Here is a 13,997-nt window from a genome sequence, read left to right as displayed (position 1 = left end):
ACGGTTGCTGAATCCCTTGTCGCTTGAGCTCCGTCACGCACCGCGTGACGACGTCGTAACCGATCAGGCCGCTTCGGCCGGCTTCTCGCCACGCTTGACCAGCATCAGCAGGATCGGGCTGGCGACGAACACGGAACTGTACGTTCCGACCAAGACGCCGATGACCAGGCAAAATGCAAAGGCGTGGATGCCCTGGCCGCCGAACAGATACAACAGCACGACCACGATCAAGGTCGTGATCGAGGTCAGCAAGGTTCGGCTGAGCGTCTGATTGATGCTGGTGTTGATCATCTCACCGGTCAATCGTGGTGACTTGCCCTTCGTTTCGCGAATCCGGTCAAAGACCACAATCGTGTCGTTGAGCGAGTAACCGATGATCGTCAGCAGGGCCGCGACCACGGTTAGACTGATTTTGAAGGGATCGATCAACAGGAACCCGAGTGCATCGGCCACGTAGTAACTGATCGCAATCGCACCAAGCGTGATCAAGACATCGTGGACCAATGCGGCGACGGCTGCAAAGCCATAGATGACGCGTTGGAATCGGAACCAGATGTACAAGATGATCACCATCAAGCTGGCGAATAGGGCGACCGAGGCACGGCCGACCATTTGACCGGCGACACGTGCACCCACGCTGCTGCTGCTGACCCAGACCGGTTCGTTGCCGAGCGATCGCTCGACCGCTTGCATCACCTGGTCGGCAGCTCGATTGCCCATCGGCAAGGTCACCCGCCACTCGGAAAACGGAACGCTCGATCCGCTTTTCCAGTCCTCGGCGCCTTCGCCGCTGGGCAACAAGTCAATGGCCCGTTCATTGAGTGGAATCTTCAATTCGTCGGCGGCTTCTTTCATCCGCTGGATCAACGTCGGGCCGCTGATGGAGGCACTCGTATCGCCGCCGCCGATCCCCAGGCTGATTCGGCGAACGGCCGACTCACCGGCGGTCAAGGAAGGTTCAGTCGTCGAGGCTTGCGAGTCGCTGTCTTCGGCTGGCGCGTCACTGGCTGGCGCGTCGTCAGCTGTTTCCGCTTGCATCGCGACCAGCATCACGCCGTTGGATTCGCGACCGATCGAGGAGGTATCCGATCCACCGACCACATCAGAGATCGTCACGTCGTAGGTGACCAGATCGGTCTCCGGCGCCGTCGCAAAGGATTCGACGATCCGCTGTTGCAGGTCATCGACCGACACCAGCGACGAGTCAACTTTGAAAACGGTGCCGTCATCCGCACCGTCCATCGTCACGCCGTTGACGGTGAATTGAACGGGGGTGCCATCTTGCTCACCGATTCCCGTGCCGACAATGTCACGAATGGCTTGGGTGGTCGTCGATTGGCTGACTCGGAACTGCACCGAGGATCCGCCGGCGAAGTCGATGTCCAGAATCGTCTTGCCGCGAGCGACGAGCGATCCGATGCCGATCACAATCAAGACCGACGAGATCGCGAGGGCGACTTTGCCCTTGCCGATGAAGTCCATCATGCCGCCGCCGGACACCGAGTTCTTCATCGCATTGACCATGTCTGACATGCCGAGAGAGACTTTGTTGTGTCGTTCGGCGATATCGAACAGCGTTCGCGACATGTAGATCGCGGTGAACATCGAATACAGGATGCCCAAGATCAACGTGACGGCGAAGCCACGGATCTGGTCGGTTCCGATCGCGTACAACACGATCGCGGTGAACAGCGTCGTCAAGTTGGCGTCGACGATGGTGACGGTCGCTTTGGCGAACCCGTTTCGAATCGCCATGCGGTCCTTGGCGCCCTTGTTGATTTCCTCGCGTATCCGCTCAAAGATCAACACGTTGGCGTCGACCGACATACCGACGGTCAAAACCAGGCCGGCCAATCCCGGCAAGGTCAGCGGTTGGTGGATCAACACCATCGTCGCCAAGATCATCGCCAGGTTCAGCACCAGGGCAAAGCAAGCGATGGCACCGGCGAAGCGATAGTAGATTAGGATGAAGACCAGCACGAGAGCCAGCGACACGCCGATCGCCATCACCCCTTTGCGGATCGTGTCGGCACCGAGCGTCGCGTCGATCTGGTTCTTTGCGATCGGCTGCTTCGTCAACGCGGCGGGCAACTGGCCGGCTTTGAGGATGTCGACGAGCGCCTTGACCTCTTCGGTCGTGAAATTCCCGGTGATGCGTCCTTGTTTGCTAATCGGCTGCAGAATATTCGGCGCCGACAACAGGCGGTCGTCCATCACGATACCGAGTTGACGTTGACGCGTTCCTTGGGGAGCGTTTTCGGTCGTCAGCACGCGGAATTTGTTGCTGCCCGAGTCGGTCAGGTTGAACGCGACCGCGGGTGCACCCTGCTCGTCAAAGGTCGTCGAGGCGAACGCGAGGTCTTCTCCTTTGACGTCGATCTGGGGGTCGATGATCATCAGTACTTCCAAGCCCGAGAGGCCGTTGTTGTCGACCCACTGGGCTTGCAACACCTGGTCGCCACGGACCTGCGGGGGCAACTCGACGAACTCACCGGTGTCGGGATTGCGAACGATCGCGTTGCCGATGTTGACCCGAAACGGTCCGTTGTCACCGGTCTTGGTGGTTTCACGGTCGACGATCGCCCAGCGGCCGACGGTGCTTCCATCGGCGTCGGCGATCACTTCGCTCATCCGGATCGCACGTTCGGGCGAAGCGGCTTGCTCGGCCGCCAGGTTGATCACCCGCTGGTGGTCGGTGCGATTGGCAACGATCGCGAAACGCAGAATCCCGGCTTGCTTGAGGGTCTCTTCGATCAGGGCGACTTCGCGCTGGTCGACTTCGGGAATGATGATTTCGATTTGCGAATCACCGTACGGGCGAATCACGATCTCACGCGTGCCGCTGGGGTTGATTCGCTTGGTCAGTGGTCCGACCAAATCCTTCGACTTGACTCCGTTGCCCTGCTGTTCGGCATCTGGATTGCTTTTGCTGGGGTCGATCTCATAGACCAAAATCGTCCCGCCGCGAAGGTCCACCCCTTGATCGGGCAAGCGGTTGAGCAACACCGTCACGCTGACCGTGATCGCCAGCAGGATGAAGCCGATTCGCGTCGAATGGGTCGGCATCTTGAGCCGCTTGGCGAAAAAGCCACCCACCGTGAACGGCAAGAGAATCACCGCCAAGGCGATGGCCAGCAATCCGTACTGCTGCCATGAAATACCTTGTTCGGCTTCACCTTGAGCGATCGGGCTGGCCGAAAGCAGGTCGCCGAACCATCCCGCGATCGAAGCGGAATCGATCGTCGAAAGCAGACCGGGCAGCAGACTCGGGTCGGTCAGACTTACAGCGGCCAGGGGCTGAACGAGAGAAAAGCAGTCCATCGTTGGTTGTTTCGTAGTCGAAAGGAATGCAAACGTGACGAATGCAGTGATCGGGAACGTGGAGACCGCAACCCCGGTCGGGGCACGTCACCACCTGGGGTGTATTGGGCAGTCTTGGTAAAATCTGTTAGTGCGGGCAAACGATCCGAAACGCTCGCGTGTCAGGCAGGGGGATTCGAGTTCGAATCGATGTTCTTTAGTCCTTCGCGTCGTCCTTCGGCTTTTTTTCTTCGATGACCGTCAGCGCCCACCGGCTGACCTTCACCCGTACTGTCCCGCTTTCGTCCAGCCGAAGCGTCACCACATCGCTGTCACTCGGTGCACTGACCACCGTTCCGTGCAATCCACCGCTGGTGATCACGCGATCATTTTTCTTGATCCCCGCGATCCGCTTTGCTTCTTCCGCCTTGCGTCGACGCTCCGGAGCGATCAACGTCAGGTAGAAGATCAAAATGATTCCCGCGATCGGGAACAGCGGATTCTCCATCAATTGCAAGACAAAGGGCTTCGGCTCGGCGGCCTCCGGGGCCACATCGTCGGCCAGAATCGTCCACGGTACGAATTGAAGCAGGGGTTGGATCACAATTCGGACCGAATGGGTTCTAATCTGGTTGGGTAGGCAAAATACAAGAGCGGCATGATATGGAAGGCCAAAATTGGTCACAAGCCCAGCCAGCAACGAACTTTCGACGCTTTTGCCAGACTTCTGGCCTCAACTCGCCACTTCTCCCAAACTCACACCAGGTTGTGCTGTTTTCATGTCGCTGAAAATAATGGGGTTTCATATCAACGACTAAGATCAACGACTGTAAAAACTGCACGACCTCGGCGGGGAGGGTGGCCTCGGCTCGGTTGACTTGTGTCGAGATCGGTGCCCACTCGCTTCGTGGATGAACCGACCGCGTGACCCCTGCCGATCACGTGATCCATGCCAACTCCGACCACGAAATCCATGATGTTCCCTGCCTGGCCCCCCCAATGGCCCGAGATTACCGAGTCGATTCTACGGAGCGTCCGCCGCGGCGACTGGGGACGCTATCGGGGGGAAGCGACGGCCGCGCTGCAGGAACAGATCGCCCAACGGGTCGGCTGCCGCCATGTCCGCTTGGTCAGCAGCGGGTCGCTGGGCGTCGAATTGGCCCTCCGTGCGGTCGGGGTCACGCCCGGTCAGCAGGTCGCACTCTGTGGTTATGACTATCCAGGAAATTTCCGGGCGATCGAACTGCTGGGGGCCAGACCCGTGCTCGTCGACGCTGATCCGTCCAGCCATTCGATCGATCCGCAGTCCCTGCAACGCCTTGGGCAAAATGCGGGCACGAAAAACGCAGTGAAAGCCGTCGTGGTTTCGCATCTTTACGGCGTTCCCGCCCAAATCCGTCGCCTCCGCGAACTCTGTGACCGGGCGGACTGGGCGCTGATCGAAGACGCCTGCCAGACGCCCGGCATGCAAATCGATGGCCGCGCCGCCGGGGCCTGGGGCGATGTCGGTGTGCTCAGCTTCGGGGGCAGCAAACCGCTGACCGCCGGCAATGGCGGCGCGGTGCTGACCGACCGCGATCCGATTGCAAGCCGCTTGAACGCCTGGCTGGACCGTCCCAGCGACGCGGCGCCGATGAGCGAATTGCAAGCCGCGGCGCTGCTGCCCCAACTGGATCGTTTGGCCGAATGCAACCAAATCCGATCCGAGACCGTTTCGGCAATCACCGCAGGCGTCGACTGGATCCGACAGGCGACCACAGACGGCCGGCTGACGCCGCACGCGACGTTCTATAAGTTCGCATTCTTGTGCGAGCGACGTGACGCCATGCTGGACACACTCCGCCGCGCCGGACTGCCGGTCGGTCCGGGCTATCGGTCGATGCACCGTAGCAGCGATCGACGCTGCGACAAAATCGGCCCGCTAGACCGCTGCCGAATGCTGGGCGAGCAACTCTGCCTGCTTGACCACTCAGCGTTGCTGGCAACCGGTCCCTTGCGGACGCAGTTGGTCGAGCGGTTGTCCGAGGCCGTGTCGTGAGGGTGGGATAGGCTACGACGCGACGAACTCCAGGATGCGAACCGCGTTGCCTTGGCTACCGCCGTTTTTCTTTTTCGAAACCCTCAGCTTCATTTGGTGTGGGCCGTCCTCAAGTCCCGACTTGAGCACGACGGTTCTCGGATAGTGCAGTCCCTTGCTGAAGCGGTGGTACAGGTCAGCGGCGTGCCAGTCGCCGTCATCGATAGAGAATTCGACGACGCCGGCATCCGGCCCCGCCAAGACGAACAGGCCGATCGCGGTTCCCGAAAATGCGACCTGCAGTTCCGCCTCTGCAACCGTGGCGACCGTCAGTGGCCGTCCGGCGAACCGTTCGCGAAACGAGCCGTCAATGTCTTTCCACTGCGGCTCCACAAACGACCACCCGCTGCCCATCGAAATCGCGTCGCAAGGGAGAAACCGGCCGCGCCAAAAGCTGGTCGGGTCGATCGGCGGCGGCAGCGGGTGGGGGGCGAACGTCTGGCGGCTGGCCGACTTCGCTTCGGCCAGCGAGAATCGGGCTTGGCGAAAAACGTCCTCGATCAGATCCGCCGCGATCCGATTGCCTGCCGGTTTCGGGTGGACACCGCCGTAGATCGCCCAGGTGGTTTTTCCTTCACCGATCTGCTTGGCCAGCTCCACCGCCACATTGCAGGTCGAAACGTTGTAGTGCTTCGCGACGGCGTCGTGGGCGGCAATGCTGGTCGGTACCTCGCCGTCTTGGACCTTTTCCAGCATCGGTGGATTGACGAAATAGGTGATGACGATGTCCACCTGGGGCAAGCTGGACCGGGCCGAGCGAATCACGCCTTCCATTCCCCGCAGTGCATCTTCATAGCTGTGGGCGGCGTCTTGATCGTCGTTGACGGCGAATTCGACGAACAGTAGATCGGGCTTGTGGCTCAAGACATCCGATGGCAGCCGAAATGCCCCAGTGTGCGAGCAAGTGGAAGACATTCCCGCATTGATGAAGTTGAACTCGGTGCCGGGGAAGCGAGCCACTAAGCTGTCCATGACCATCGGTCGGTAACCGTCCATTTCGGTGATCGATCCGCCGAGAAACACGACACGTCCTTGCCCTGTTGTGGCGAAGACTTCGCGGCTGCGATGGAGGTCCCCGCGGACATGGACGGCGGGGGGCAATGCACCCGCACGCTCCGCAGTCGCTGGCGGTTCATCGGCCCGGCAGGTCACCGCGGCGATGAAAACGGTCGCGAAACTGCAGGCGATTCGACCGGAGAGTGAAAGATTCATGATGTCCTTGCGGTATTGACGACTTCGGTATTGACCGAACGGAGTGAGTGAAACCCGGTGAGTTAAAGGATTGTCCAGATCGTAATTTCTGAGAACATAGAGTGCCAAACCGGCTTTCTCCGTTTTCCTATTCATCCCCAGTTATGGCAGGTCGCATGGATTCACCATTGATCCTCGTTGACGACAAGCACGTCCCACTTTACCGCATCGTCTGGGTCGCCGACCTTCCCCACTGGTGCGGCGACAAGGATTGCGAGCGTGAGGGGGAATACGAAATTCGACTCGATGTGGAAGAATCAGTCTGGACCAGCCTGCGTGGACGCGACCATGTGCTCGCCAGCCTGAAAAAATGGTGCGGCGATCCCGAAGACGACGAGCCCCTGTTCTAACACCGTGGGGTAAGCATTTTGCTTGCCTTTCCATGCAAGCGAAGCTCGCAGCGGTGGGGTAAGCATCTTGCTTGCCTTTCCGTGCAAGCGAAGCTTGCAGCGGTGGGGTAAGCATCTTGCTTGCCTTTCCGTGCAAGCGAAGCTCGCAGCGGTGGTCGCAAGCTGGAAGCTTACGCCACTTTTCTTTCCATCACACCAGCCTTCAACGTATCTATGTCCTCAGCAGATCCCGTCCTTTTCGAATCCCACTCGCACACGCCGCTTTGCAAACACGCCGACGGTTTGCCGACGGAATACGCTGCGGTGGCCGAGTCGCGCGGGTTGTTGGGCATGCATGTCACCTGCCACAACCCGATGCCGAATGGATTTTCTTCCGGCGTCCGAATGGCGGAATCGGAATTCGACGCCTATGTCGATTTAGTTGCCCAGGCGACCGACGACTGGAAAGGCCGCGTCGATGTGCGTTTGGGGCTGGAAGCCGATTACTTCGAAGGTCACGAAGCGTATTTGGAAAAGCAACTCTCCGGCGCGGACTTTCATTTCGTGCTCGGTTCGGTGCATCCCCAGATCGGCGAGTTTCGCGAAAGGTATTGGCAGAACGATTTGGTCGAAGTCCAACGGATCTATTTCAACTTGCTGGCCAAGTCGGCCGAGACGGGGTTATTCGATTCACTGGCCCATCCGGATTTGATCAAGAATTTCACCACCGAAGCCTGGGATCCCGATTCGATCTTGGACGTGATCCGCCCGGCGCTGGACCGGATCGCCAAGACCGGTGTGGCGATGGAACTGAACACCAGCGGCGTCAACAAACGCATTTCGGAAATGAACCCCTTTCCCGACATGCTGGCCGAAATGAAGTCACGTGACATCCCGGTCACGCTCGGCGCCGACGCCCACACGCCCGAGCGCGTCGGCGACGGTTATGAAACCGCCATGCGTCTGCTGCAGCGGGTCGGGTACACGCACGTCAATTTCTTTCTCGGCCGCAAGCGACAATCGGTTGCAATTGAAACCGCGCTGAAGTCGATGAGCCACGTCGACGAAGCCGCCAGCTTGAGACGTTAGCCTCCAGATACGAGGGGCGTTCGACGCAAGTAAAGAGATCACCCCCACGTATGGAGGTCGTGCAGCTCTTAAAGCCACCCTCCTGGCAGGAGGGTCGAGCGAAGCGAGGGGAGGTCGAACGGTCAATCGCCACATTCACTTCACTCTTGATGGGCGACCCCAAGCAACAACGCAAACCCTCTCCTCGCTACGCTCGACGCTCCCAGGGGGAGAGTGACGAAACCGCTTCCTGCTTCACTCGCTGGCGTCTGCCAGCGCCCGTTGCAACGGGCACTGTGCCGCGTCGATTTGTTTTCCGCTTCGGTAACCTTGCAGCAACCGTCGCGATTCGGCGGCCAGCATGCGGCGGACTTCGCGTCGCTTTCCCTTGACGCGTGGGATCGACAGGTTGTCATAAGCGGTCGTCTGGTGACGCATCCAAGCGATCACGGCAGACTCGGCGCGGCGTTCGACCGGGATGCGTTGCGTCCGAGCAACCGTGCCGCTGCCGACGGGTGTTGCATGCGTGGTGACGGCGACGGCCAAGCGTTTGGCGATGCCGTGATGGGACACATGGAAATCCAGAAACGAGAGCACCGCGTTTTCGAACTCGTCGACGTACTCGGCTTGTTTCTTCTCGCGCCGGGCCGTGTCGTTTTTTCGCTTGCGTGCATACGCGTCGGTTGATCGTTCGGCATCCAGCTTTGTCCTGGCCGCGGCGATCTGAGCGGCGTCTGCCCAAACGCCCTTGGAAAACATCCGTCGCCCCCGGCGTTCCTTCACCGTCCACGTCGGACCGGCCGCTTTGACGCGACGAGTCAGCCCCGCATCCCCGGGCGGCAACAATTCCCAGCCGGTTGGAATCGAAAGCTCCGTTCCGTCTTCGTCGACAACCTGTTGGGTGGAAGGGCCGGGAGCAACAACGCGAGTTTTTTCGGGCATCGGGGAGAAGCAGCACGGGGAAAGCGGTCGATCACAACGCACACCGATTTGATCGGCGGGTGGTGCGGGGCATCTTGATACGACGAAACCGGTTTTGCATCAAGCGTTCCTCCCCAGACAAAGAAGTCGTGCAGTTTTTGGGTCGTTGAGAAAATGAGTTTTCGGCACTCTCCCCGTGGAAACGTGCATTCATTTGCAGCATTTTGGCGGTTTCGATTCCCTTGGGGCTTCTTGGCATCAGCCGTTTGACGCCAGCCTACGGGCCCTGGTGTTGTTGCCGAGGCCCGAACGCTTGCGCGAATCGGCTGATGTCAATCATGTTTTTGATGCCCAACCACTCCATGCTCATCGATGGTCCATCGCAGCATCAATTCGGCAGAAACTTAGCGATGGCGCCAGACGGCGGTTATGTGCAGCCGGAGGCTCTGCCTCCGACGCACGAGAGGCGGAGCCTCAATGAATGTGTGTTCCCAGGCGGAGCCCTACGCCGTGAACGATTTCTTTTCTGTGTTTTACGAGGTGTTAGCGGCAGGGCGCGAGCCCTCCGGTTCCGCATCTTTGTCGAAACACCGGAGGGCTTGCGCCCTGCCGCTAATAAATTGTTCACGGCGTAGGGCAGAGCCCGGGAGCAAAGCCGGCACGGCTGCAGGCGTCTATACTGACCGCATGAACCACAACGCCGCGCACCCACCCGCCCCACGCAACGCACCCCGCATCAGCCTTGGGAAACGGCTGCTCTTTTCGTTGGTGCTGATCGTCGCATTGTTTGGTATCGCGGAATTGCTGCTGGCTTGCTTTTGGGTTGCCCCGCCACCGACCGACCCCTTCGTCGGTTTCTCGCCCAGCGTCCCGTTGCTGGTCGAAGATGAACGTTCGGATTCAAACGGCGACGCGGCGGAACCCGGTTTGCGAATCAATCCGGCTAAGCTCGTGTGGTTCAACGACCAATCGTTTCCGGCATCCAAACCGGTGGGGACCTACCGGATCGTCTGCCTGGGCGGATCGACAACCTTCGGCCGTCCCTTCGATGACTCGACTTCGTTTTGTGGCTGGCTGAGAACGTTGCTGCCGATGGTCGACCCAGAGCAAAACTGGGAAGTGATCAACGCCGGCGGCGTCAGCTATGCCAGCTATCGCGTCGCGGGCGTGATGCAGGAATTCGCTCGGCACGACATCGACCTGTTCATCTTGTACACCGGCCAGAACGAGTTTTTGGAATGGCGGACGTACGGCGATCTGATCGAATCGTCAGACACACCCGGTATACCGGCCGCCCGTGCACTCTCCACGCTTGCTACGAAAACGCGTGTCGGCCAATCGATTCAATCGTTGGTCGATCGTCTTCGTTCAACCGGTCAACCAGACTCCAAACAAATTCTTTCCGGCGATGTCGACGAGATTTTGAACCACACGATTGGTCCGGCCAGTTACCAGCGGAATCCGTCCTGGTATCGCGGCGTGGAAGAACACTTTCGCATCAACCTGCGGCGGATGGAACGGATTGCCCAGGGGGCCGGAGCGAAGTTGGCGGTCGTCGTGCCCGCGTCCAACCTTCGCGACTGCTCGCCGTTTAAAGCCGACTTCGGCGACGGCATCGATGCAGCGACGCGGCAACGATTGACGCAAGATCTGGAAACCGCTCGCGAGTTGCTCGCCGACGACGCAGCGGCTCAGTCGTTGGAAGTGCTGGAGCTGATTCTGGAACAAGACCAGGCCAATGCCGACGTCCATTTCTTGCGCGGTCGAGCGCTGCTGGAAGTCGGTCTCGAAGACGACGCCGCGAAAAGCTTCCAGCGTGCGATCGATGAAGACATTTGTCCCCTGCGTGCGACAACTCCGATTAAGCAGATCCTACGCGAGTTCCTGGCGGAAAGCTCGGCCATCCCCGTCGACTTCGAATCCCATTTGGCCGCTCTGTCGCAAAGCGAACAGGGGCACGCCTGTTTCGGTGCCGAATCGTTTCTTGATCATGTCCACCCGACCGTGGAGGTGCATGGCGAAATCGCGTTGGCGATCCTTCGCTCGCTTGCCGACCATGCGATCGTGCCCGCGACGCCGACCATTCTGCAAATCGTTGCTGCGACGGGAGCCGTTGAGAGCAAGATCGATCTGCGTGCCCAAGCGGTCGCGTTTCGGAATCTGGCCAAGCTGACTCATTGGGCGGGAAAATACGACGAGGCCCGGAGGAATGCCAACGACGCCCTGCGGTTGCTGCCGTTGGATTTGGAGAGCCGGTACATCTTGGCGGACTGCATGGTCCACAAGGGACAAATCGACGCAGCGATCGAGCAGTACACCGAATTATTCAAGATCGGAAATTTCGATCGAGCCTGTCGTCCGTTTGGTGAGCTTTTGGCCATGCAAGGCCATACTGATGCGGCGAAGGGGTATTTGATGCAAGCGGTATTCGTCAGTCAGGGGCGGCGGCAAGCTTTGGCCTACGAGTCACTGGGCCGCTTGCACGAGTCTCTCGGCGAGAACGAGCTGGCCGCAGAATGCTTTGAAAAAGCGAGTCAACTGCGTCAGTAGGGAGGAATGTCGGTTCCGCTTCCAGGCTTGTCGATTTGGTGAGCCGAGTGCGTCAGCCGTAGGCGGAGTGGGGACGACGTTGCCCTGGCAGGCCCGTAGGCTCGCGCCAGACGGCTGATCATCGTTTGACATCACCCCGTTCACGCCAGCGTCCGGGCGGCACGACCGGACACTTGGTCAGTGATCAAGGCCCAATTCTGTCCGATTTTCCGACACATTTTCCCGGTAAATCACTGGCGTTTTGCAGCTCGTCGCGCGCCAGCCATTGTGTAGGGGTTGCCGCCACGTCACACTAAACGGGCCGGGACGACTGCACTTGCAAACGGCTCGATCGCAATTTGCGATTTTGAGCAACGTACTCCCGCCAGCTGGAAAAGGCTCGCCCGCGGTAGCCGCCTTTCCCCGCTTAACTGTTTAACCACCGCCAAACGATTTGGACGACTGCGCCAGCGTGTTCGCTCGGCACAGTGGCTCCGAAGCAATTTTTTCGGTTCGCGGATGCGTCCGCAGTCGGGGCGATTCAGTCCGATCGCTCACCACCGATCACCCCCTTGTATAGATACAAACAGCCCATGACCGAAGCTTCCATCACCGCGACCCCGTTGCCAGACATCCAATCGACCGGCGACGGACGAAAAGTCGCAATCAATAAAGTCGGCGTGACCAATGTGCGGTACCCCATCTCCTTGCGGACGCCGGGCAAAGGAAAAGGCAATGAGTTCATTCATACTGTCGCGACGATCAACATGTTTGTTTCGCTGCCGCACGACGTGAAAGGGACGCACATGTCGCGATTCCTGGAGGTGCTGAACGAATACCACGAAGAACTCAGCAGCGACGCGTTGCCGTTGGTGGCCAATCGGATGAAGGAGAAACTGGAGTCCCAGGATGCCTACTTGGAACTCAGCTTTCCCTACTTCGTGGACAAAAAAGCCCCCGTCAGCGGTCAGTCCGGAAAGCTGGACTTTGACGTCGCCTTTGAACTGGCCAGTAACGGAACCGATGATTTCGTGATGACGTTGAAGATCCCGGCGACCAGCCTGTGTCCCTGCTCCAAGGAAATCTCGGATTACGGCGCCCACAACCAACGCTGTGACATGACGGTCAAGGTCCGAATGGCCGAAGGCGTCCACTTGTGGATCGAAGAACTGTTCGGGATCGTCGAACAATGTGCTTCGACACAGGTGTTCAGCGTGTTGAAACGACCCGATGAAAAATGGGTCACCGAACGGGCCTACGAGAACCCCAAGTTCGTCGAAGACATCGTGCGTGACTTGGCCGTTGCACTCAACAACGACGACCGGATCGTCTGGTACCAGTGCAGCAGCGAAAATTACGAATCGATCCACAATCACAATGCGTACGCATTCATCGAATGCGATAAACGCGAAGAGTGATCGTTTCGCGACCCGCCATCGAGCAGTGGGATAGGCTTCCGGTTTCTCGATCGCGGGTCGGTTAGAATGGTCGGCTGCTGTCCCAAGCCTCCCGCTTAGCCGACCATGCCCTCCAAACTTATCCTCAGCGAGCGAGCGATCGTGGAAACGGTCGCGGCGCTGCACCAACGCATTTCCGACCGCTTTCCCCGCAGTGGACTGTCCGATCTGTGCACCCAGTTGCTTGAGGTTGCCGAAAAATCAGCGGTCCGGGCGCAGGGGATTGGCGAATCGGTCTGGTGGATTCGGATTTGCGGCTATGTGCTGGCCATCATGGTGATGGGCCTGGTCGGTTCGATGATTTGGTTCGTCACCCACTCGGTCCGTTTCAAAGATGAAGCGATCGGCTGGACCGATCTGATCGGAATGTTCGACGCGGGCGGAAACACACTGATCGTGCTGGGCGCGACGCTTTACTTTCTGACAAGTCTGGAAATTCGAATCAAACGTCGTCGCGCCTTGGTGGCCGTGCATGAATTGCGATCAATCGCACACGTCGTGGACATGCACCAACTGACCAAAGATCCCGAACGGATGCTCGAACGTTATCGTCAAACCGACCATTCGCCGGCCGAGGCGATGGGCCCGTTGGAGCTGAACCGCTACCTGGACTACTGCACCGAAATGCTGTCCCTGATCGGCAAGATCGCAGCGCTCTATGTCCAGCGATTCAATGACTCAGCATCTGTCGCCGCGGTCAGCGAAGTCGAACAATTGACGACGGGACTGTCGCGAAAGATTTGGCAGAAGATTGTGTTGTTGAGTGAAATCACCGAATTCCAGACACGACACATCCGGATGGATCCGCCTGCAACACCGTCGGCGGTTATCGATCCGGAACCAGATCCGGACCGCGGCGACGAATCCCAACGACCGCCGGATGACGGCGAATCAAATCTGTGATTGACAACTGGCGACAGCGGATCTCGAGCGTTCGCGCCTCCCAATTCCAAGCCGTTGCGGAAAACAGGTAAGAAGATTTCGGAGGTAAGAAAATCGTGAATTGCAGCATCAATTCGATCGAGCCAATCTTCCTACCTCCAAAATCTTCCTACCTCTCGCGGC

10 protein-coding genes are annotated in these 13,997 nt (G+C 59.0%); 6 read left to right on the top strand and 4 right to left on the bottom strand.

Going from position 1 to position 13,997, the window contains the following annotated elements; translation table 11 throughout:
- Positions 1-63 precede the first annotated feature (63 nt).
- Both secD and yajC read right to left on the bottom strand, forming a co-directional pair.
- Entirely contained in the window at positions 64-3,321 is a 3,258-nt protein-coding gene (gene secD / locus NZK35_RS21045; protein WP_259634496.1) for a protein translocase subunit SecD, read from the bottom strand.
- Positions 3,322-3,517: 196 nt separating this feature from the next.
- Positions 3,518-3,904 (bottom strand): preprotein translocase subunit YajC, encoded by a 387-nt coding sequence (gene yajC / locus NZK35_RS21040; RefSeq protein WP_259634495.1) that lies wholly within the window; start codon positions 3,902-3,904, stop codon positions 3,518-3,520.
- Between the two features lie 369 nt (positions 3,905-4,273).
- Between yajC and NZK35_RS21035 the strand changes: the two genes are divergently transcribed.
- Positions 4,274-5,338, top strand: coding sequence for a DegT/DnrJ/EryC1/StrS family aminotransferase (locus NZK35_RS21035; protein WP_259634494.1), 1,065 nt, complete (start codon positions 4,274-4,276; stop codon positions 5,336-5,338).
- A 12-nt stretch (positions 5,339-5,350) separates the two neighbouring features.
- On the opposite strand, the gene NZK35_RS21030 is transcribed toward NZK35_RS21035, so the two are convergent.
- Positions 5,351-6,724, bottom strand: coding sequence for an SGNH/GDSL hydrolase family protein (locus NZK35_RS21030; RefSeq protein WP_259634493.1), 1,374 nt, complete (start codon positions 6,722-6,724; stop codon positions 5,351-5,353).
- Positions 6,725-6,744: 20 nt separating this feature from the next.
- On the opposite strand from NZK35_RS21030, the gene NZK35_RS21025 reads away from it, so the two are divergent.
- Positions 6,745-6,978, top strand: a complete 234-nt coding sequence (locus tag NZK35_RS21025; RefSeq protein WP_095738225.1) for a hypothetical protein — start codon at positions 6,745-6,747, stop codon at positions 6,976-6,978.
- A gap of 213 nt (positions 6,979-7,191) precedes the next feature.
- A complete protein-coding gene (locus NZK35_RS21020) occupies positions 7,192-8,046 on the top strand; it encodes a histidinol-phosphatase HisJ family protein (protein WP_259634492.1) in 855 nt (284 codons plus the stop codon).
- Between the two features lie 234 nt (positions 8,047-8,280).
- Here the strand turns inward: NZK35_RS21020 and NZK35_RS21015 are convergent, their stop codons facing one another.
- Positions 8,281-8,967, bottom strand: a complete 687-nt coding sequence (locus NZK35_RS21015) for a DUF2293 domain-containing protein (RefSeq protein ID WP_259634491.1) — start codon at positions 8,965-8,967, stop codon at positions 8,281-8,283.
- Between the two features lie 666 nt (positions 8,968-9,633).
- Between NZK35_RS21015 and NZK35_RS21010 the strand changes: the two genes are divergently transcribed.
- The 3 genes from NZK35_RS21010 (at position 9,634) to NZK35_RS21000 (ending at position 13,835) form a co-directional block, all read left to right on the top strand.
- On the top strand, positions 9,634-11,496 hold the full coding sequence (locus NZK35_RS21010) for a tetratricopeptide repeat protein (RefSeq protein ID WP_259634490.1): 1,863 nt from the start codon (positions 9,634-9,636) through the stop codon (positions 11,494-11,496).
- A 572-nt stretch (positions 11,497-12,068) separates the two neighbouring features.
- The gene (folE2, locus tag NZK35_RS21005; protein WP_095742528.1) at positions 12,069-12,893 is read left to right on the top strand and encodes a GTP cyclohydrolase FolE2; all 825 of its coding nucleotides are present in this window, start codon (positions 12,069-12,071) and stop codon (positions 12,891-12,893) included.
- Between the two features lie 105 nt (positions 12,894-12,998).
- The gene (locus NZK35_RS21000) at positions 12,999-13,835 is read left to right on the top strand and encodes a hypothetical protein (protein ID WP_259634489.1); all 837 of its coding nucleotides are present in this window, start codon (positions 12,999-13,001) and stop codon (positions 13,833-13,835) included.
- The last annotated feature ends 162 nt before the right edge of the window (positions 13,836-13,997 follow it).

Origin of the sequence: Stieleria sedimenti (assembly GCF_025060895.1) — a bacterium.
Taxonomy (GTDB): domain Bacteria; phylum Planctomycetota; class Planctomycetia; order Pirellulales; family Pirellulaceae; genus Stieleria; species Stieleria sedimenti.
The sequence above is the reverse complement of the archived record's forward strand: the minus strand, read 5'-3'. Positions and strand labels throughout refer to the sequence as shown.